This is a genomic window from Mesorhizobium australicum WSM2073, from assembly GCF_000230995.2.
Taxonomy (GTDB): domain Bacteria; phylum Pseudomonadota; class Alphaproteobacteria; order Rhizobiales; family Rhizobiaceae; genus Mesorhizobium; species Mesorhizobium australicum.
Genome location: NC_019973.1, coordinates 613,657 through 632,815, shown reverse-complemented (window position 1 = coordinate 632,815; position 19,159 = coordinate 613,657). Strand labels below are relative to the sequence as shown.

Below are 19,159 nucleotides of genomic sequence, written 5' to 3'. Positions count from 1 at the left end.
CTGCCTCATTTTTTATGGCGTTCTTGCGCAGGCTCGCTATGATGGGGCAGAGAGGGTGTCCAGACAGGCTTGGGCAGAGGGACGATGGACGAACAGGTACCTCGCGACTTCGAGACGCTGCGTGCCACGATTCTGGACCGGCGCGAGAGCCTGCCCAAGCGCATCGCCCAGATCGCCGCCTACGCGCTCGACAATCCCGACGACATCGCCTTTGGTACCGCCGCCAGCATCGCCGCTTCGGCCGGCGTGCAGCCCTCGACCCTGATCCGCTTTGCCCAGCAACTCGGCTTCGACGGTTTTACCAGCCTGCAGCAGGTGTTCCGGGAACGTCTGCGCGAGCGCAACTCTTCCTATGACGAGCGGCTGCAGGCGCTGCGCGCCAAGGCCGAGGGCGGTGCCGGCCACCGGGCGATCTTCGACGGCTTCATCGCCGCCGCCAGCACCTCGCTCAACGACATTTCCCGCACGCTGGACGATGCGCATCTGGAAGACGCGATTTCACTGCTGGCGAAGGCGCAGACCATCTATGTCTTGGCAAAGCGACGCTCCTATCCAGTGGCTTCCTACATCGCCTATGCGCTCGGCAAGCTGAAGATCCGCAACCAGTTGATCGAATCGGCCGCCGGCCTGAATGCCGAGATGGTCGGCTTCGCCACACCGGCGGACGCCGTCATCGCCATCAGCTTCTCGCCCTACGCGCCGGCCACGATCGAGGAGGCGCGCGCCATTTCCGAGCAGGGCGTGCCGATCGTCGCCATCACCGACAGCTCGTTCTCGCCGCTCGCCCAGTTCGCCAGGGTCTGGTTCGAGGTTGCCGAGGCGGATTTCGCCGGCTTCCGCTCGCTGTCGGCGACAATGGCGCTGGCCATGGCGCTGACCGTCGGCGTCGGCGAGAAGCGGCGCGACGCGAGCCGTAAGCGCAAGGCTTGATCAGGCGTCCCTTCAAGGCAATTTTAGCCTAGGGAATGCTCATTCCATATTGACTATGGATTGGAATTATTATTTCATATTGCCGGCGCCACGCAGCCGCTCGCGCGTGTTACCCAAAACAATGTTGTCCATGACGACAAGACCGACGGGAGGTTCCAATGAGCGAAGCCGTGGACGCAAGACAGGCGCCGCTCGATGTCATCACCATCGGCCGCGCGTCCGTCGACCTCTATGGCCAGCAGATCGGCTCGCGGCTGGAGGACATCACCTCCTTCGCCAAGTCGGTCGGCGGCTGCCCGGCCAATATTTCCGTCGGCACGGCGCGGCTCGGGCTGCGCTCGGCTCTGCTGACGCGCGTCGGCGACGAACAGATGGGCCGCTTCATCCGCGAGCAGCTGAAACGCGAAGGCGTCAACACCGACGGTCTGAAGACCGACAAGGAGCGGTTGACCGCGCTGGTTCTGCTTTCGGTCGAGAGCGAAGGCGTTTCGCCGATGATTTTCTACCGATCCGACTGTGCCGACATGGCGCTGGCCGAGGAGGATATCGACGAAGCGTTTATTGCCTCGGCCCGTTCGATCGTCGTCACCGGCACGCATTTTTCCCGCCCCAACAGCGATGCCGCCCAGCGCAAGGCGATCCGCATCATGAAGGCCAGGGGTGGCAAGGTCGTGTTCGATATCGACTATCGCCCGAATTTGTGGGGCCTTGCCGGCCACGCCGAAGGCTTTGAGCGCTATGTCAAATCCGACCGCGTCTCGGCCCAGTTGAAGACGGTGCTGCCCGATTGCGACCTCATCGTCGGCACCGAGGAAGAGATCATGATCGCGTCCGGCGCCGACGACTGCCTGAGCGCGCTGAAGACGATCCGCTCCCTGTCCTCGGCCACCATCGTCCTGAAGCGCGGCGCCATGGGCTGCATCGTCTATGACGGACCGATCAGCGACGATCTCGAGGACGGCGTCGTGGGCAAGGGTTTCCCGATCGAGATCTACAATGTGCTGGGCGCCGGTGACGCCTTCATGTCCGGTCTGCTGCGCGGCTGGCTCGGCGGTGAAAGCCTTGCCACGGCGGCGACCTGGGCCAATGCCTGCGGCGCCTTCGCCGTGTCGCGGCTGCTCTGCGCGCCGGAATATCCGACCTTCGAGGAGCTGCGGTTCTTTCTCGAGAACGGCAGCAAGCATCGCGCGCTGCGCAAGGACGAGGCGATCAATCACATCCATTGGGCGACGACACGCCGGCGCGACATCCCCTCGCTGATGGCGCTCGCCTGCGACCACCGTGTGCAGCTCGAGGATGTGGTGGCCAAGACCGGCGCCGATCCGGCGCGCGTCCGCGATTTCAAGGTGCTGGCGGTCAAGGCAGCAGCCAAGGTCGCGGCCGGCCGCGACGGCTATGGCATGCTGATCGACGAGAAACATGGCCGCGAGGCGATGTTCGAATTCGCTCGCCACCCCTTCGCCTGGCTCGGACGCCCGGTGGAACTGCCGGGCTCGCGGCCGTTGCGCTTCGAATTCTCGCAGGACATCGGCTCGCAGCTTACCGAATGGCCCGTCGACCACTGCATCAAGTGCCTGTGCTTCTATCATCCCGACGATCCGGCGGAACTGAAGGAAGAACAGCAGCAGAAGCTGCGCGCGCTGTTCGAGGCCGCGCGCAAAGTTGGACGCGAACTTCTCATCGAGATCATCGCCGGCAAGCACGGCAAGCTCGACGACACGACGATCCCGCGCGCGCTGGAGGAACTCTATGCGCTCGGCATCAAGCCGGACTGGTGGAAGCTCGAACCGCAGGCGTCGAGCGGCGCCTGGGCCAGGATCGAGGCGGTGATCCTGAAGCACGATCCCTGGTGCCGGGGCATCGTGCTGCTTGGCCTGGAGGCGCCGCAGGACGAACTGGAGGCCGCTTTCGCCGCTACGGCCAACGCGCCCATCGTCAAGGGCTTTGCCGTCGGGCGCACCATCTTCGTCCACGCAGCCGAACAATGGCTGGCCGGCAGGATGTCGGACGACGAGGCTGTCGCCGACATGGCGTCGCGCTTCGAACAGTTGACCGAAGCGTGGCTTGTCGCGCGCGGCCGCAAGGCGGCATAACAAGGCGCAACGGCGTAGGGACTGCGGAGGAAAACACCATGAGCAAGACAATCCGCCTGACGATGGCGCAGGCGCTGACCCGCTTCCTGTCCCGCCAGATGACCGAGGTCGACGGGAAAAAAACGCCGATCTTCGGCGGCGTCTGGGCGATCTTCGGCCACGGCAATGTCGCCGGCATCGGCGAGGCGCTCTACCAGGTGCGCGACGAGTTGCCGACCTTCCGCGCCCACAACGAGCAGGCGATGGCGCATGCGGCGATCGCCTATGGCAAGGCCAATTTCCGCCGCCGCTTCATGGCCGCGACCTCTTCGATCGGCCCTGGCGCGATGAACATGGTGACGGCGGCGGCCCTCGCCCACGTAAACAGGTTGCCCGTCCTGTTTTTGCCGGGCGACGTCTTCGCCAACCGCATTCCCGATCCCGTGCTGCAGCAGGCCGAGGATTTTTCCGACGGCACGGCGACGGTCAACGACTGCTTCCGCCCCGTGTCGCGCTATTTCGACCGCATCACCCGGCCGGAGCAGATCATCCCGGCGCTGAGTCGCGCCATGCAGGTGCTGACCGATCCGGCCGAATGTGGACCGGTGACTTTGTCGCTTTGCCAGGACGTGCAGGCCGAGGCCTATGACTATCCCGAGAGCTTCTTTGCCGAGCGGCTGTGGCGCCAGCGCCGGCCGCGTCCGGACCGTGACGAACTGGCGGCGGCCGTCGCGGCGCTCAAGGGGGCCAGGAAGCCGCTGATCATCGCCGGCGGCGGCGTGCTCTACTCCCAGGCTTCCGACGAACTGGCCAAGTTCGCCCAAGCCGCCGGTATTCCGGTCTGCGAAACGCAAGGCGGCAAGTCCTCGCTGCCGGACGATCACCAACTCAACATGGCGGCCGTCGGTGTTACCGGCACCTCTGCTGCCAACCGGCTGGCGGAAGAGGCCGACGTCGTGCTGGCCATCGGTACGCGGCTGCAGGATTTCACCACCGGCTCGTGGGCGCTGTTCAAGAATTCCGGCAAGACCATCATCGGGCTCAACGTGCAGCCCTTCGATGCCGGCAAGCACCGGGCGCTGCCGCTGGTCGCGGATGCCTGGGAAGGGCTGGCCGAGTTGGCAACCGCTCTGCAAGGCTGGAAGGCGCCCGCCGCCTGGACCGACAATGCGGCCGCCGGCAAGAAGGCCTGGCAGGCCGATGCGGCCAAGGTGACGGCCTCGACCAACGCTGCTTTCCCCTCGGATGCGCAGGTGATCGGCGCCGTGCAGCGCGCCATGGGCTCAGGCGTGACGCTGCTGCATGCGGCAGGCGGACTTCCCGGCGAACTGCACAAGCTCTGGCAGGCCGGTGCGCCGGGCTCCTACCACGCCGAATATGGCTTCTCGACCATGGGTTACGAGATCGCCGGCGGGCTCGGCACCAAGATGGCCAAGCCCGACGAGGAGGTCGTCGTCATGATCGGCGACGGCTCCTACTTGATGCTCAACTCCGAGATCGCCACCTCGGTGATGCTCGGCCTGAAGCTGACCGTGGTGCTGCTCGACAATAGGGGTTTTGGCTGCATCAACCGGCTGCAGATGGCGACCGGCGGCGCCAACTTCAACAATCTCTTGCAGGACTCGCGCTATGAAATCCTGCCTGACATCGACTTTGCCGCGCATGCGGCGAGCATGGGTGCGATATCAGAGAAAGTGCCGTCGGTTGCCGAGCTGGAAAACGCGCTGCAAAAAGCCAAGAAGAACGACCGCACCACCGTGCTGGTCATCGACACCGATCCGCTGGTTTCGACCGATGCCGGTGGCCATTGGTGGGACGTGGCGGTGCCCGAGGTTTCGGCGCGGCCTCAGGTGAACGCCGCGCGCAAGGCCTATGACGAGAAGCGGCGGATGCAGAGCGTCGGCGATTGACGCCAGCTCCCTTCTCCCGCTCACTATACGGGTGCGGGCATGCGGATGAGGGGCGGCGCTAGCGCCAAAAAAATTGAACTGTCTAATCCGGAGTGACGACTTGAAAGCCAAATTGGGCATGTCCCCCATCGCGTGGTGGAACGACGATCTTGCCGAACTGAGCGATGACGTGTCGCTGGAGGAATGTCTGCGCCAGTCGCGCTCTGCCGGCTTCACCGGCATGGAGATGGGCCGGCGCTTTCCCAACGACCCCGCCATCATGCTGCCGATCCTGAAGGCCGCCGACGTGACGCTGTGCGGCGGCTGGTTTTCCGGCACGCTGGTCGATGAGGAGATGGCTGCCAACAAGGACCGCATCCAGCCGATGATCGACCTGTTCAAGGCAGTCGACGCGCCCTGCATCGTCTATGGCGAGGTCGGCCGCTCGATCCAGGGCGACCGTTCCAAGCCGCTCGCCACCAAGCCGAAGCTCACTGGCGACGAGATGAAGGCCTACGCGCGGCGCCTGACCGAATTCGGCGAATGGTGCGCCGAGCAAGGCATGCCGCTGTCCTATCACCATCACATGGCGGCTGTGGTCGAGACCGAGCCGGAGCTCGATGCCTTCATGCGCCATTCCGGCGAAGGCATCCCACTGCTGCTCGATGCCGGACACCTCGCCTTTGCCGGCGGCGACGTGCTGCGCGCCATCGACAACCACCACAAGCGCATCAGCCACGTCCATGTGAAGGACGTGCGCATGGGCGTGATCGAGAAGCTCGACCGTACGAAGCAGTCCTTCCTCGATGCCGTGGCGCTCGGCGCCTTCACCGTGCCGGGCGACGGTTCGCTCGATTTCGGCGCCATCGTGCAGCGCTTCGCCGACCACGGCTATGAAGGCTGGTTCGTGGTCGAGGCCGAGCAGGACCCGAAGAAGAACCCGCCGCTGAAGATGGCGCAGGTTGGCCACAAGGAGCTGATGCGGGTGATGACATCAGCCGGTTACACGGTGGAGACGCAAGGGTTTCCGAATGCCTGATCGGGTTCTCGCCAGGCCGGGCTTGCTGTAGGCTGGCCAGATGAAAGATTCCGAGCACCCCTTCTTCCGGCCATTGTGGCGGCGTGTCGCCGTCGTCGCGGTCTGCCTCATCTGGTCGGTCATCGAGTTCGCCACCGGCACGCCGTTCTGGGGCGTCATCGCGCTCGGCTTTGCCGGCTACGGCGCCTGGCAATTTTTTTATCTTTATAAGCCGGCCGACGAGACGAAGCCTCCGGCCGATCCGAAGGAATAGGCGGTCCATGGCGCGAGCAGTTTTGTGGATTGGATACTGCGAGCGTAACGGATCGCACACGTCGGCGATTGGCCGAAACGCCCCTCGCTTCGTCATCCTAGGGTCTTCGCGACGGAGCTTCGCTCCTGCTCCGCCCCAGGATGACGAAGTTGGAAGGCTAGGATAGGAGAGACAAAATGTCGAAACTGCTCGTCAAGGCCGACAAGGGCCATGGCCGCGTCGCCCATGTGACGCCGAAAAGCGCCGGCTGGACCTATGTCGGTTTCGACCTGCATCGGCTGAAGCCAGGCGAAAGCGCCTCGGGAAGGACGGACGACCGCGAAATCGGCCTGGTGTTCGTGACCGGCAAGGGTACCGCGAAAGCCGGCGGCAAGGATCTCGGCCTGCTCGGCGAGCGCATGTCGCCCTTCGATGGCAAGCCGTGGTCGGTCTACGTGCCGCAGGGATCGGACTGGTCGGTGACGGCCGATACCGAGCTGGAACTTGGCGTCTGCTCGGCGCCTGGTCTTGGTGGTGGCCTCCCGGTCCGGGTCATCGGACCGAACGATCTCGGCCAGGAGGTGCGCGGCAAGGGTACCAATACGCGCTACGTCACCAACATCCTGCCGGAAGGCCAGCCGGCCGACTCGTTGCTGGTCGTCGAGGTCATCACGCCCGGCGGTCACACCTCGAGCTACCCGCCGCACAAGCACGACCAGGACAATCTGCCTGCCGAATCCTATCTCGAGGAAACCTACTACCATCGCCTCAACCCGCCGCAGGGTTTTGCCTTCCAGCGCGTCTACACCGATGCCGACAAAAGCGGACATCGCGCGCTGGACGAAGCCATGGCGATTGAGGACGGCGATGTGGTGCTGGTGCCCAAGGGCTATCACCCCTGTGCCGCCTGCCACGGCTATGACCTCTATTATCTCAATGTGATGGCCGGACCGAAGCGGACCTGGAAATTCCACAATGCGCCCGAGCACGAATGGTTGATGAAGGCCTGACCGTCTCGCGTTTCCGGCCGAACTTATTGGTCCAGCTGGGAAAAATCGTCGGCTAAGGACCCTAGGGGTCGATTTGCCTTCTAAAACCCGTCAAAGCTTCGTCAATCCGTCATGGAAATCACCTATGGCAACGGTTCTGACGAGGACTTCCCATGCGTTATGCCATTTATTTCACTCCTAGGCAGGACGAGCCGCTGGCGCGCATCGCCGCCGACTGGCTAGGCCGCGATCCCTTCGGTGCCGCGACCAGGCCGGTTGAGGCCGTTGCCGATCTGTCGGCAGCGGAAGTGGCCTTCCACACGGCCTCGGCACGCCGCTATGGCTTTCACGCGACGCTGAAGGCGCCCTTCCATCTGGCTGCCACGGAGACCGAGACCTCGCTGCGCGCGGCGCTGGATCATTTTGCCGAGGTTACGCCTGTCGTCACGATCCCGCGCCTTATCGTCAGCCAGATCGACAGCTTCTTCGCGCTGGTGCCGGAAGGGCCGCTGCCGCCGCTCAACCGCTTCGCCGACAATGTGGTACGCGATTTCGACCGGTTTCGCGCACCGCTGTCAGAGGCCGAGATCGAGCGGCGCAGCCCGGATTCGCTGAAGCCGGCCGAGTTTCGCAATCTCTGCCAATGGGGCTATCCCTATGTCTTCGAGACCTTCCGCTTCCACATGACCCTGTCCGGCCGGGCCGGCCCACAGGAAAGCCCTCGCCTGCGCGCCGCCATCGACAGCCTTTTCGCCGATGTGTTGCGCCAGCCCGTGCTGGTGGATGCGCTGACATTGTTCGTCGAACCCGAACCCGGCGCGCCATTCATGGTGCTTTCCCAGCACGCGCTCGGACGCCGCCCGGCCCGGAAAACCGCCTGAACGAAACCCGACTGCAAGAACCAAGGACTACCCGCAATGACCGCCGAAACTGTTCTTTCCAACGCCCGCATCGTTCTTGCCGACGAGATCGTCGAAGGGTCACTGGTGCTGCGCGATGGCTTGATCGCCGGCATCGATGGCGATGCTGCCCGGACCGGCGAGGACATGGGCGGCGACTTTATCATTCCAGGGCTGGTCGAACTCCACACCGACCATCTCGAGGGCCATTATGCGCCGCGGCCGAAAGTGCGCTGGAACCCGATCGCCGCGGTGCTCGCCCATGACGCGCAGGTGGCGACCGCCGGCATCACGACCGTGCTCGATGCCTTGCGCGTCGGCATGGACGAGGACGCCGACCTGACATTGGACGACATTCGCAAGCTGGCCGATGCGATCGAGGACAGCGTCGCGCGGGATCGTCTGCGGGCCGATCACTTCCTGCATCTTCGCTGCGAGGTTTCAGCACCGGATTGCCTCGACGCATTCGCCAATTTCGACGGTGACGAACGGGTCAAGCTGGCGTCGCTGATGGACCATGCGCCAGGCCAGCGCCAGTTCGTCAACCTTGAAACCTATGCCTACTACTACCAGCGCAAGCTGAAACTCTCGGATCGCGATTTCCAGAAATTCTGCGAGAAGCGGATGGCCGAATCGGCACGCAACTCCGGGCCGAACCGCGTCTTCATCGCCGCCGCCTGCCAGGAGCGCGGCATCGTGCTCGCCAGCCATGACGACGCCACGTCGGCTCATGTCGACGAGGCCGTCGAGCAGGGCGTGCGGGTCGCCGAGTTCCCGACCACCGAGGAAGCGGCGCGGGCCTCGAAGGCCGCCGGGCTCGGCGTGCTGATGGGCGCGCCCAATGTCATGCGCGGCGCCTCGCATTCGGGCAATGTCTCGGCACGCACCTTGGCCAGCGATGGCCTGCTCGACATCCTGTCGTCCGACTACATTCCCTTCAGCCTGATCCAGTCGGCCTTCTTCCTGGGCGACATGGTGGAAGGCATTTCGCTGCCGCAGGCCGTCGCCATGGTTTCCAAGAACCCGGCGCAGGCCGTCGGCCTCGACGACCGCGGCGTCATCGAGCAGGGCCGTCGCGCCGATCTGGTGCGCGTGCGCGTCGACGATCATGTTCCGGTCGTACGCACCGTCTGGCGGCAGGGGCGCCGGGTGGCATGATGGTGTCGGCCTCGATCGAGCGCGAACTGTCCGCCGAAACCTTTCCGATCCGTCACGGCGTCTTTGTCGCCGTCGTGGGCCCCAGCGGTGCCGGCAAGGACACGGTGATCGGCTACGCCAAGGCGCTGTTTGCCGACGAGACGCAGCTGGAGTTCGTGCGCCGCGTCATCACCAGGCCGAGCGATGCGGCGAGCGAGGACCACGATACGCTGGCCGACGCCGCCTTCGCCGAGGCCGATGCCGACGGCGCTTTCGCCGTCTCTTGGGAAGCGCATGGCCTGCGCTATGGCCTGCCTGCCGATGTCGACTGGTCTGTTTCCAATGGACATGTCGCCGTCGCCAACGTGTCGCGCGCGATCATCCCCACCTTGCGCGAGCGCTATGCCAATCTGGCGATCGTCGAGATCACCGCTTCGCCCGAGGTGCTGGCCGAGCGGCTGGCCATGCGCGGCCGCGAGTCGCGCGGCGAGGTGCTGGCGCGGCTGGCGCGCAGCGCCAATATGAGCTTGTCCGGCCCTGGCGTCACGTCGATCGACAACAGCGGTCCGCGCGAAGTGGCCGGCGAGCGTTTCGCCGAAGTGCTGCGCAAGGCCATGGCGTTTTCCGACATGTCGGGCCTGATCTGATCCGGACTTGTTTCACCCGCCTGCTTGCGCTGTCGCTGGAAATGCTCCGGGCCGCTGGCCGCATAGGGTGATTCTGGATTACGCTCCGGGAATTCGCCCCAGGAATCAGGGGCGAGCCAGACAGGAAGCTTCATGCAGACACTGACACCCATCCTCTCGACAGTCACGGCGGCATTTCTCGCCTCCCTGGTCGAGGTCGTCGAAGCTTTCACCATCGTGCTCGCGGTGGGGGTGACACGCAGCTGGCGCCCGGCATTGACCGGCGCCGCGCTGGCGCTGGCGGTGCTGGCGGCCCTGGTGCTGGCCTTCGGCCCGCTGCTGGCGCTGGTCCCGATCACCACCCTGCAGTTCGTCGTCGGGGTGCTGCTCATCCTGTTTGGCATGCGCTGGCTGCGAAAAGCCATCCTGCGCAGCGTCGGCGTCATTGCCCTGCATGACGAGGAAGCGGCCTTCGCCAAGGAAACCGCGGCCCTGCACCGGCAGGCCGCCGACCGGCGCGCCGACTACCTCGCCGGACTGGCCTCGTTCAAGGCGGTGCTGCTCGAGGGTGTCGAGGTGGTGTTCATCGTCATTGCCGTCGGCGCCGCGCATGGGCAGACATTTTACGCCAGCATGGGTGCGCTGGCGGCTTTCGTCCTGGTGATGCTTGTCGGCCTGGCCGTCCACCGGCCGCTGGCGCGCGTGCCCGAGAATGCGCTCAAATTCGTGGTCGGGCTGATGCTGACCAGCTTTGGTATCTTCTGGACCGGCGAAGGCATCGGCGCCGATTGGCCTGGCGCCGATCTTGCCCTGCTGGCCATCTTCGCCATCGTCGCGCTAGCGTCCTTCGCCATGGTGCGCTGGCTGCGCGGCATCAGTCCAACGGCAGCCGGAGGGCTCGCCCGATGAACGTCCTTCGTCTCGTTGCCAGGGAAGTCTTCGGCATGTTCGTCGATGACGGCAATCTGGCGCTGCTGGCGCTGGTCCTGGTGGCCGCCGTGACCGCGGCGGTGAAGTTGCTCGCGCTGCCGCCGCTGCTTGGCGGTGGGCTGTTGCTGGTCGGCTGCCTTGCCATCCTGTTGCAAAGCGTTCGCCGCGCCGCACGCCAGAGCGGCAGGTAATTTCAGCCAAAGCCGCATGGCGGATCACCAGAGGGTGGCCGCGAAAGGCACGCCACCCCGTCAGCGCCCAGCACCGGTAAGCTATTTCTGCCGGGAGGAACCTATTCGGCGGCGGCGCCGACCGCGCCCTTACGGGCGGCATCGACCATCCGCCGGCGCGCCCGGAACACACCCCATTGCTGGTCGACCAGCACGCCGATGAGGATGACGCCACCCATCACCGCGAAGTTGAGGGAGGAGGGAATGCCGAGCAGGTTGACGAGGTTCTGCAGTTCCTGCAGCAGCACCGTGCCGAGGATGACGCCGATCAGCGAGCCCTCGCCGCCGCGCAGAGAGAAGCCGCCAAGCACCGCGGCCGCAATGGCGTAGAGCTCGTAGAACTGGCCGTGGCTGGCCGGCGAGATCGAGCGCGTGTACATGGCGAAATAGATCGCCGACAGCGCGGTAAGCACGCCGCAGATGACGTAAGCCGCCATGACGACGCGGCCGGTGCGAATGCCGGAATATTTCGCCGCTTCCTCGTTCTTGCCGATGGCGTAGAGATAGCGCCCGAACACCGAGCGGTGCAGCACCACCCACATGACGATGGCGATGACGATCAGCGCGAAGAAGGAGTTCGGCACGCCCCAGGAGCGGCCGGCGGTCAGGAATTCGAGATCGGGAAAATTCTGCCCGAAGGCGAAACCGGCGGTGCCGTCGGCGGTGTAGAAGCGCGCGACGCCGCGATAGATCAAAAGCCCGCACAAGGTCACGACGAAGGGCTGCAGCTTGAGCCGCGTGATCAGCCAGCCATGCGCCAGGCCGATGATGGCGCCGAGCACCAGGATGAGCACGAAGGCAACAGGCCATCCCATGCCGCGCACGGCGATGAAGTCGATGAACAGCGTGCCCAGCAACGCGACAACGGAGCCGACGGACAGTTCGATGCCGCCGGTGATGATGACGAAGGCCTGGCCGATGGAGAGGATGCCGAACAGGCCGATCAGGTTCGAGGTGTTGGCGAGGTTGATCGGCAAGAGGAAGCGCGGATTGATGATGGCGACGATCGCCCCGACCACCAGGATCAGGATCAGCAGGCCGAGATCTTTCTTTGTCATCGTCGTCTCCGCTTACGGCCTGTTCGCCGGTTTGCCCACCGCGAGCAAAAGCACGTTTTCCTGGCTGAACTGATCCTTGTCGAGAATGCCCGAGATCTGGCCCTCATGCATGACGGCGATGCGATCGGAGACGCCGATCACCTCTTCCATGTCGGAAGAGATCATCAGCACGGCGACGCCGGCGTCGGCCAATGCCCGCATCAGCCCGTAGATCTCGGCCTTGGCGCCGATATCGATGCCGCGCGTCGGCTCGTCGAGGATCATCACCTTCGGGTTCATGGCCAGCCATTTGCCGAGCACGACCTTCTGCTGGTTGCCGCCCGACAGCGTGCCGGTGCGCGTCTGCACCGAGGGCGCCTTGATGCCGAGGTTTTTCTTCTGCTTCTCGGCGGTGGCGGTCTCGGCGCTTGCGGAGACCAGCGAGCGCCTGGCATGCGCCGGCAGATTGGGGAGTGAAATATTCTGCGCGATCGACAGGTCGAGCAGGATGCCGGTCAGCTTGCGGTCTTCCGGCACAAGGAAGATGCCTTGCGCGACTGCGTCCGCCGCGCTGGCCAGCGTTAACGGCTTGCCGTTGAGCTCCAGCGTGCCGCCAAGGCTGGCTTCGATGCCGAAGAACACCCGCGCCAGTTCGGTTCGGCCGGAGCCGACAAGGCCGGCAAGGCCGAGGATTTCGCCGCGCCTGACGTCGAGATCGACCGGCCGGCTGGGGTAGGTGGGGGTGCGGACGGCCTTGGCCGCAAGCGCCACGGCGCCGGGGGCACGCGCCGCCTCGGAGGCCTTTTCGCGCTCCTTCAGCATGCGGCCGATCATCAGCTTGACCATCTGGTCGTGATTGATGTCGCGCTTGCCGAGCGTCCCGGCCAGCATGCCGTCGCGCAGCACCACGACGCGGTCGGCGACGCGCTCGATCTCATGCAGGCGGTGCGAGATGAAGATGACGCTGATGCCGTCGGCCTTCAGTGCCTTGATGACGTCGAGCAGCTTGTCGGTCTCGGCCAGCGGCAAGCTCGATGTAGGCTCGTCGAGGATCACCAGCCTCGCCTTGATCGACAGCGCCTTGGCGATCTCGACCATCTGCTGCTGCGCCAGCGACAGATCCGCGACCTGCGTGTCGGCGGAGAAGTTGGCGCCGACGCGCTTCAGCAGCGGCGCCACCATGTCGCGCAGTTTCGCGCGGTCGACAAGTCTCAGCGGTCCGGCGCGCAGCGGCTCGCGGCCGAAGAAGATGTTGGCGGCGACGTCGAGGTTTTCGAAGAGGTTGAGTTCCTGGTGGACGAAGGCGATGCCCGAACCCAGGCTCCCCTCCACGCTCAGGCCTTTGTGGGCGGCGCCGTCGACCGTGATGGCCCCGCTATCGGGCGTGGTAACGCCGCCGAGGATCTTCATCAGCGTCGATTTGCCGGCGCCATTCTCGCCGACCAGGCCGATGACCTCGCCCGGCCTGACCTCCATGGAAAACCCGTCGAGCGCCACGACGCCCGGATAGGTCTTGCGCACGTTCTCGAGGCTGAGAAACGGGGTGGTCGCCGCGATGGATGTGTCGGAATAATTCATCATGCCTGACAGCAGCCGGTGGGCCGACATGGCCCGTTCTGCAGACTGACGACCCCAGCAGGGTTCGTCAATGCGAACAGCCGGCTCAAGCGAAGTTGAGCCGGCTGAACTGCTTCTGGTCTTAGTTTCCAGCCATCGCCTTGAGATTGGCGGCGTAAGCGTCGACGTCATCCTTGCCGATGATCTTGGTCGGGATGATGATCAAATTGCCGGCCGGGATGCCCGACTTGTCACCCTTGAGATAGGCGGCCATCAGCTTCATGCCCTGATAGGCCCATTCGAAGGGCTGCTGCACGACGGTGGCGGCAATGGTGCCTTCCTTGACGCCGCCCAGCGTGATCGGATCGTCGTCGAAGCCGACGACGGTGATCGAGCCAAGCTTGCCGGCATCGCGCAGCGCTTCATAGATGCGTGGCGTGTTGTAGGAGTAGAAGCCGACCATGCAGGTGACGTCGGGGCTGGCGACCAGCGCGTCCTCGACATTCTTCTTGGCACGCGCCTGGTCGATGTCGTCGCCGCGCACGTCGACGAGTTCGATCTTGGTGCCGGCGAGGCCGTCCTTCATGCCCTGGATGCGCTCCTTGGCATTGTCGGCGCCGAGCAGGCCGACGAAGCCCAGGCACTTGCCGCCGTCCGGCATCGCCTTCTTGGCGATTTCGGCCGCCTGCTTGCCGGCGTCGACATTGGACGAGCCGATATAGGCGACACGCTTGGTCTGCGGGGCGTCGCTATCGGTGGTGAACAGCGCCGTTTGCGAAGCGATCTTGTTCAGGCCATCCGTCGAGGTCTTGGGATCGACGGCCGAGACCATGATGCCCTTGACGCCGGCGGTCACCAGATCGTCCATCAGCCGCTGCTGGATGGCGACGGAGGATTGTTCGGGATATTTGAGTTCGAGCGTATAGTCGGGCAGTTCGCCCTGCGCCTTCTTGACGCCGGCTTCGGCCGCTTTCCAGAAGTCGGAAGCGCCGTTGACGACGAAGGCCAGCGTCGGCTTGTCGTCGGCGCGCGCGATTGCCGTCGCCGTCAGGCCGACAGCCAGGGCCGCGGCGGCCACGGATGCATTGCGTATCAAGGATTTCATGTTCAACCTCCCGTTTTGGTCAGTCGTAGGACTGGCCGGACTTGCTCACTGGATTGTCTTGCACACTAAATTTGTCTTGCTCACCTGAATTGCCGTCTGCGGCGTGGACGCCCTCCTCCTCAAGGGGTTCCCGGCAGTGAAAGAATGGCGTCGTTACCAGCCACGGCTACGGACTTTAGAGACTCATTCTTCGTTCGTAAATAGTCCGATTTGTCTGACATATCACATATCTGAGACATGGTTTGCGGAAGTCATATCCGCTCCCCATCGGGCCATTCACAGACACTTCCATCGCAGCCGGACCAATGGGGGCCGGAGGCGATGGATTGACGGTATAGCGCATCCTTGTATTAGTAAACACTATTAGCAAACGACCGGTCCGGTGGCGCTCGGGTGTCATGGCCGAATCGATTTGCCGACGCGGCGATGGCTGATCGCACGCAGCGGGGGCTTTGCGACCTCTGGTTTTGCGAGGGCTCGAGCCTGTATGGCGGGAGTGGGCCTAAGGATGGTAATAGTTATTAGTTCGGTCGATGCGCATGTGAATCGGAAGCGTCGCCTCATCTTGTCGGCCCGGCGGGCTACAGCTAGACAGGCTGGGAATTTGGGGGCGGCATGAGCGAGACGACGGACCAGGCCATCAGGAAGCGCCGCAAGGCGGCGGCAAAGCCCAAGGGCCGCGTCACCATGACCGACATCGCACGCGCCGCCGGCTGCTCGCAGGCGACGGTTTCCTTCGTGCTCAACAATTCACCTGGCATTCGCCTGTCCCGGCAGACTCGGGAGCGGGTGATCGAGGCGGCGCGCGCGCTTGGCTACAGCGCCCCCGCCTTCTCCGCGCTGAAGCCCGTTGCGGCTTTCGAGGGGGCTTTTGATGGCCCCGCCTTCGACGGACTCGACGGCGTGATCGGCTTCGCCGTCGACCAGCTCGCCACCAGCCCGGAAGCCGTGGTCGCCATCGAGGGCGCGCGCCAGGCCTCGTGGAATGCTGGCAACGTGCTTCTGGTGGCGCAGACCATGGGAGACGCCGTGATGGAGTCGCGCGCCATTTCGGCGCTGACCAGGCGCGGCATTTCGGCATTGATCTACATGACCATCTTCACCCGCGAAATCACGGCGCCCGACTTCCTCTACGGCCTCGACATTCCGGTCATTCTGCTCAACTGCTACACGGCGGACTATGCATTCCCCGCCGTGGTGCCCTCCGAAATCGCCGGCGGCCAGAGCTCGACGCGACACCTGATCAGCCACGGCCACCGCCGCATCGCCACCATCACGGGCGAACCCTGGATGCAGGCAGCACAGGACCGGCTGAAAGGCTACCGCCGCGCGCTCGCCACCGCCGACATCCCCTTCGACCCCGAACTGGTGGTCGAGGGCGACTGGTCGGCCAGCGCCGGCTACGCCGCGACAGTGAAGCTCTTGGCCCTGAAGGACCGCCCGACCGCCATCTTCTGCCAGAACGACCGCACCGCGATCGGCTGCTACGAAGCCCTGAAGGAAGCCGGCCTGCACATTCCCGCCGACATCTCGGTCGTTGGCTATGACGACGAGGAAATCGCCCGGCATTTGTTCCCGCCGCTGACGACGTCGATCCTTCCGCACATGGCCATGGGCCAATGGGCGATCGAGCAGCTGGAAGCGCCTGCGATAGTGGGGCGGGGGCGATATCCAATCACCAAGCTGGAATGCCCGCTGGTGGAGCGCGAGAGCGTGGCGGCATTCAAGGGTGTCGCATAAAGAGCCGGACTTTTCCTCCCGCACTCGGAGGCAGGCGTCCGCCGTGCGCTCCCCTGCCTTGGCTTCATCCTGATAGAGGTCTAGCCTGCGCCCGCAGCCAAGGGAGGCGCATATGACGTCGAGTTTCACCGTTCATGACGCGTCCGGCTATGAGCAACTCATGGGCCGCTGGAGCCGAAAGCTCGCGCCCAGCTTCATCGGTTTCGCCGGGTTCGCCCCTGGCGAAAAGATCCTCGACGTCGGCTGCGGCACCGGCAGCCTGACGTTCGAACTGGCGAAATCCGCCGACCTCGCGGCGATCGCGGCCATCGACTTTTCGCCTGTTTTCGTCGAGGCCGCAAAGCGACGCAACACCGATCCGCGCATCGAGATATCGCAGGCCGACGCCACCGCCTTGCCGTTCGCCGACCATGCGTTCGACCGCGCGCTGGCGCTGCTGGTGCTTCACTTCGTGCCGGAAGCCGGCAAGGCGGTTGCCGAAATGCGCCGGGTGACGCGGCCGGGCGGCGTGGTCGCGGCCGTGGTGTGGGACCATCTCGGCGGCATGGCGGGCATGCGCATGATGATCGACACGGTCGCCGCGCTCAGCGAGAGCGGGCGCCAGCTGCGCGGCCGCTATTGCTTCCAGCCGATGATGCAGCCCGGCGAAATGAAGCGGACCTTCATCGAGCAGGGGCTGGCCGACGTGACCGAAACCGAGCTGATGATCCGTATGGATTACCAGGACTTCGCCGATTACTGGACGCCGATTTCAGCCGGCGAGGGCTCGCTCGGCAAATACGTGACCACGCTGGAGGCAGCCGAGCGCGAGCGCACCGAGGCTGCCGTCCGCGATGCCTATCAGGCCGGGCGACCGGACGGCCCGAGGTCGTTCGCCAATGTCGCCTGGGCGTGCAGGGGCGTGGCGCCCTGACCACCCAGGCGGCGAAGCGCCTTTGAACCGCGATCAGGCCTGCCGAGCAACCAGATCGGCATAGCGCTGCAGGTAAAGCGGCCAGCCCTGATCGCCGGCGACGCTGTCGCGCACACCTTCCCAGCCCTGGCCATGGCGCTCCAGGTTGCGGTGCTCGATCTCGACGCGGGTACGCCCAGCCGTTTCGGCGGTGAACCGCACTTCCCACTCGCTGGTCTTGGCCGGGTCGGTCTCGATGCGCCATTGCGGGCTGATGTCCCAGCTCAGGAGCACGCGGTTGGGGGGCTCATAGGCCAGCACGCGCGCCCAGCGGCACTCGCTGCCGTCGACGCCGCGGTCATAGACGTGGCCGCCGACGCGAGGCTCGAACACCGTCTCGGCGATCTGGGCTGCAAGCAGGTTATGCTCGGGCGGTTTGAAACTGCCAAAATCCTCGGTGAAGACCTTGAAGGCGCGCTCGATCGGCGCCTCGACGACGACGGATTGTTTCACGGAGGCGATGGGGATCTGGGTGTTCATGGTCACTCCTCTGGTGGGGTCTCGACGGCCAGCTTGTAGGCCGCGAGCGTCTTGCTCCAGAACCGGTCGAGCCAGGCGCGCATCTGGCCCAGCCCGTGCGGATCGATGTGGTAGACGTTGCTGGCGCCCTTCGGCTCCGCGCGCACCAGCCGCGAGTCGCGAAGCACCTTGAGATGCTGCGACACCGCGGACTGCGACACGCTGACCTGCCGCGTGACCTCCGCCACCGAGCGCGGACGCTCCGCGATCAGCTCGAAAATCTGCCTTCGGGTCGGATCGCCCAGGGCGGCAAGCTGTGCGCTATCAACAGTCATGACTTATGATTAGTGCAGACTGATAGTTAAGTCAAGCTACGGTGCCAGCGGCCAGGTGGCGGCGGGGAAATTTCTAACGAGATAGAGGTTACACTTCATTACGGTGAAAGGAGTTGCGCCAAGGTGGAAATCCGCCAAGGCATGAGACTGGCCGCGCCGTCTATCCCTTGCGTTCTTCAAGGCTGTTGCCGCCATCGACCACCAGCAAGGCGCCGTTGATATAGCTGGCGCTCTCGGAAGCCAGGAACACGACCGCCGCCGCGACCTCGTCGGGCCGGCCGGCGCGGCCCGGCGGCGCATGCAGGGCCGTCATCCGCTCCGCCTCGCTCGACGCGCCGGTTTCGATCCAGCCGGGCGCGACGGCATTGGCGGTGATCCCGTGGCGCGCCACTTCCAGCGCCAATGTCCGGGTCAGGCCGACCATGCCGGCCTTCGCCGCGGAATAGGCGGCGGTGCCCTGGTAGGAGACCAGCGGCCCGGTCACCGACACGACGTTGACGATGCGCCCATACCCCGTTTCGACCATCGCCGGCAGAAACGCCCTGGTGACGAGAAACGCGGTCTTCAGGCTGGTCTCGATGCCCCGGTCCCACTCGGCCTCGCTCATCGCCAGGAACGTCTTGTCCACGGACGGCGACGCCAGCGAACCCATGCCGGCATTGTTGACCAGGATAGCGACAGCGCCGACCTCGGCCCGCAGCCGCTCCACCTCCGTCGCGATGGTAAGATCGGCGACCGCGGCCGTGGCATCGACGCCCTCGCCGCGAAGCTCGTCAGCGCGCTCCAGCACCCGCGCGCTGGCGCCGGTCAGGAAAACCGCATGCCCGGCCCGGCCAAACTGCCGCGCAATGGCAAAGCCGATGCCGTCGGCAGCGCCGGCGCCGGTGATCAGGACACGCCTGGTGGTGGTTGTGGCCAAGTCTGGCTCCAAAACCCGTTCGGGTCAGAAGTGTTACCATGTCTCCGATATAAACCGTAACCTATGTGTCCGGAACGGACCC

The 19,159-nt window shown here is 64.9% G+C and carries 19 protein-coding genes; 13 read left to right on the top strand and 6 right to left on the bottom strand.

Annotated features, from left to right (window positions below):
* Positions 1 to 84 precede the first annotated feature (84 nt).
* The 11 genes from MESAU_RS02935 to MESAU_RS02885 all read left to right on the top strand — a co-directional run bounded on the left by MESAU_RS02935 (position 85) and on the right by MESAU_RS02885 (position 10,934).
* Positions 85 to 930 carry a MurR/RpiR family transcriptional regulator gene (locus MESAU_RS02935; RefSeq protein WP_015314557.1) on the top strand — a complete coding sequence of 282 codons (846 nt, stop codon included), beginning with the start codon at positions 85 to 87 and terminating at the stop codon, positions 928 to 930.
* Positions 931 to 1,088: 158 nt separating this feature from the next.
* Positions 1,089 to 3,023, top strand: a complete 1,935-nt coding sequence (locus MESAU_RS02930) for a bifunctional 5-dehydro-2-deoxygluconokinase/5-dehydro-2-deoxyphosphogluconate aldolase (protein ID WP_015314556.1) — start codon at positions 1,089 to 1,091, stop codon at positions 3,021 to 3,023.
* A 38-nt stretch (positions 3,024 to 3,061) separates the two neighbouring features.
* Positions 3,062 to 4,912 carry a 3D-(3,5/4)-trihydroxycyclohexane-1,2-dione acylhydrolase (decyclizing) gene (gene iolD / locus MESAU_RS02925; protein ID WP_015314555.1) on the top strand — a complete coding sequence of 617 codons (1,851 nt, stop codon included), beginning with the start codon at positions 3,062 to 3,064 and terminating at the stop codon, positions 4,910 to 4,912.
* A 100-nt stretch (positions 4,913 to 5,012) separates the two neighbouring features.
* Entirely contained in the window at positions 5,013 to 5,930 is a 918-nt protein-coding gene (iolE, locus tag MESAU_RS02920) for a myo-inosose-2 dehydratase (RefSeq protein WP_015314554.1), read from the top strand.
* Between the two features lie 40 nt (positions 5,931 to 5,970).
* Entirely contained in the window at positions 5,971 to 6,183 is a 213-nt protein-coding gene (locus MESAU_RS02915) for a DUF3329 domain-containing protein (RefSeq protein ID WP_015314553.1), read from the top strand.
* A 176-nt stretch (positions 6,184 to 6,359) separates the two neighbouring features.
* Positions 6,360 to 7,172 carry a 5-deoxy-glucuronate isomerase gene (gene iolB / locus MESAU_RS02910; protein ID WP_015314552.1) on the top strand — a complete coding sequence of 271 codons (813 nt, stop codon included), beginning with the start codon at positions 6,360 to 6,362 and terminating at the stop codon, positions 7,170 to 7,172.
* 152 nt (positions 7,173 to 7,324) lie between these two features.
* Complete coding sequence (locus tag MESAU_RS02905) at positions 7,325 to 8,032, top strand: DUF1045 domain-containing protein (protein ID WP_015314551.1); 708 nt, start codon at positions 7,325 to 7,327, stop codon at positions 8,030 to 8,032.
* Between the two features lie 36 nt (positions 8,033 to 8,068).
* Complete coding sequence (locus MESAU_RS02900) at positions 8,069 to 9,208, top strand: alpha-D-ribose 1-methylphosphonate 5-triphosphate diphosphatase (protein WP_015314550.1); 1,140 nt, start codon at positions 8,069 to 8,071, stop codon at positions 9,206 to 9,208.
* On the top strand, positions 9,205 to 9,834 hold the full coding sequence (gene phnN / locus MESAU_RS02895; protein WP_015314549.1) for a phosphonate metabolism protein/1,5-bisphosphokinase (PRPP-forming) PhnN: 630 nt from the start codon (positions 9,205 to 9,207) through the stop codon (positions 9,832 to 9,834). The genes MESAU_RS02900 and phnN overlap by 4 nt, the downstream gene beginning before the upstream one ends.
* A 132-nt stretch (positions 9,835 to 9,966) precedes the next feature.
* A complete protein-coding gene (locus MESAU_RS02890; RefSeq protein WP_015314548.1) occupies positions 9,967 to 10,722 on the top strand; it encodes a COG4280 domain-containing protein in 756 nt (251 codons plus the stop codon).
* Positions 10,719 to 10,934 (top strand): hypothetical protein, encoded by a 216-nt coding sequence (locus MESAU_RS02885; protein ID WP_015314547.1) that lies wholly within the window; start codon positions 10,719 to 10,721, stop codon positions 10,932 to 10,934. Before MESAU_RS02890 ends, MESAU_RS02885 begins: the two co-directional genes overlap by 4 nt.
* A gap of 101 nt (positions 10,935 to 11,035) precedes the next feature.
* Here the strand turns inward: MESAU_RS02885 and MESAU_RS02880 are convergent, their stop codons facing one another.
* From MESAU_RS02880 to MESAU_RS02870, 3 genes are all read right to left on the bottom strand, one after another.
* Entirely contained in the window at positions 11,036 to 12,031 is a 996-nt protein-coding gene (locus MESAU_RS02880) for an ABC transporter permease (protein WP_015314546.1), read from the bottom strand.
* Positions 12,032 to 12,043: 12 nt separating this feature from the next.
* Complete coding sequence (locus MESAU_RS02875) at positions 12,044 to 13,588, bottom strand: sugar ABC transporter ATP-binding protein (RefSeq protein WP_015314545.1); 1,545 nt, start codon at positions 13,586 to 13,588, stop codon at positions 12,044 to 12,046.
* 121 nt (positions 13,589 to 13,709) lie between these two features.
* Entirely contained in the window at positions 13,710 to 14,672 is a 963-nt protein-coding gene (locus MESAU_RS02870) for a sugar-binding protein (RefSeq protein WP_015314544.1), read from the bottom strand.
* A gap of 615 nt (positions 14,673 to 15,287) precedes the next feature.
* On the opposite strand from MESAU_RS02870, the gene MESAU_RS02865 reads away from it, so the two are divergent.
* Together MESAU_RS02865 and MESAU_RS02860 are read left to right on the top strand one after the other, a co-directional pair.
* Positions 15,288 to 16,412: a LacI family DNA-binding transcriptional regulator gene (locus MESAU_RS02865; protein WP_015314543.1), complete on the top strand. Its 1,125-nt coding sequence runs from the start codon at positions 15,288 to 15,290 to the stop codon at positions 16,410 to 16,412.
* A gap of 112 nt (positions 16,413 to 16,524) precedes the next feature.
* Complete coding sequence (locus MESAU_RS02860) at positions 16,525 to 17,325, top strand: class I SAM-dependent methyltransferase (protein WP_015314542.1); 801 nt, start codon at positions 16,525 to 16,527, stop codon at positions 17,323 to 17,325.
* Positions 17,326 to 17,358: 33 nt separating this feature from the next.
* Here the strand turns inward: MESAU_RS02860 and MESAU_RS02855 are convergent, their stop codons facing one another.
* The 3 genes from MESAU_RS02855 to MESAU_RS02845 form a co-directional block, all read right to left on the bottom strand.
* A complete protein-coding gene (locus tag MESAU_RS02855) occupies positions 17,359 to 17,844 on the bottom strand; it encodes an SRPBCC family protein (RefSeq protein WP_015314541.1) in 486 nt (161 codons plus the stop codon).
* A 2-nt stretch (positions 17,845 to 17,846) separates the two neighbouring features.
* Positions 17,847 to 18,158, bottom strand: a complete 312-nt coding sequence (locus tag MESAU_RS02850; protein WP_015314540.1) for an ArsR/SmtB family transcription factor — start codon at positions 18,156 to 18,158, stop codon at positions 17,847 to 17,849.
* Between the two features lie 160 nt (positions 18,159 to 18,318).
* Entirely contained in the window at positions 18,319 to 19,077 is a 759-nt protein-coding gene (locus tag MESAU_RS02845; RefSeq protein ID WP_015314539.1) for an SDR family oxidoreductase, read from the bottom strand.
* Positions 19,078 to 19,159 lie beyond the last annotated feature (82 nt).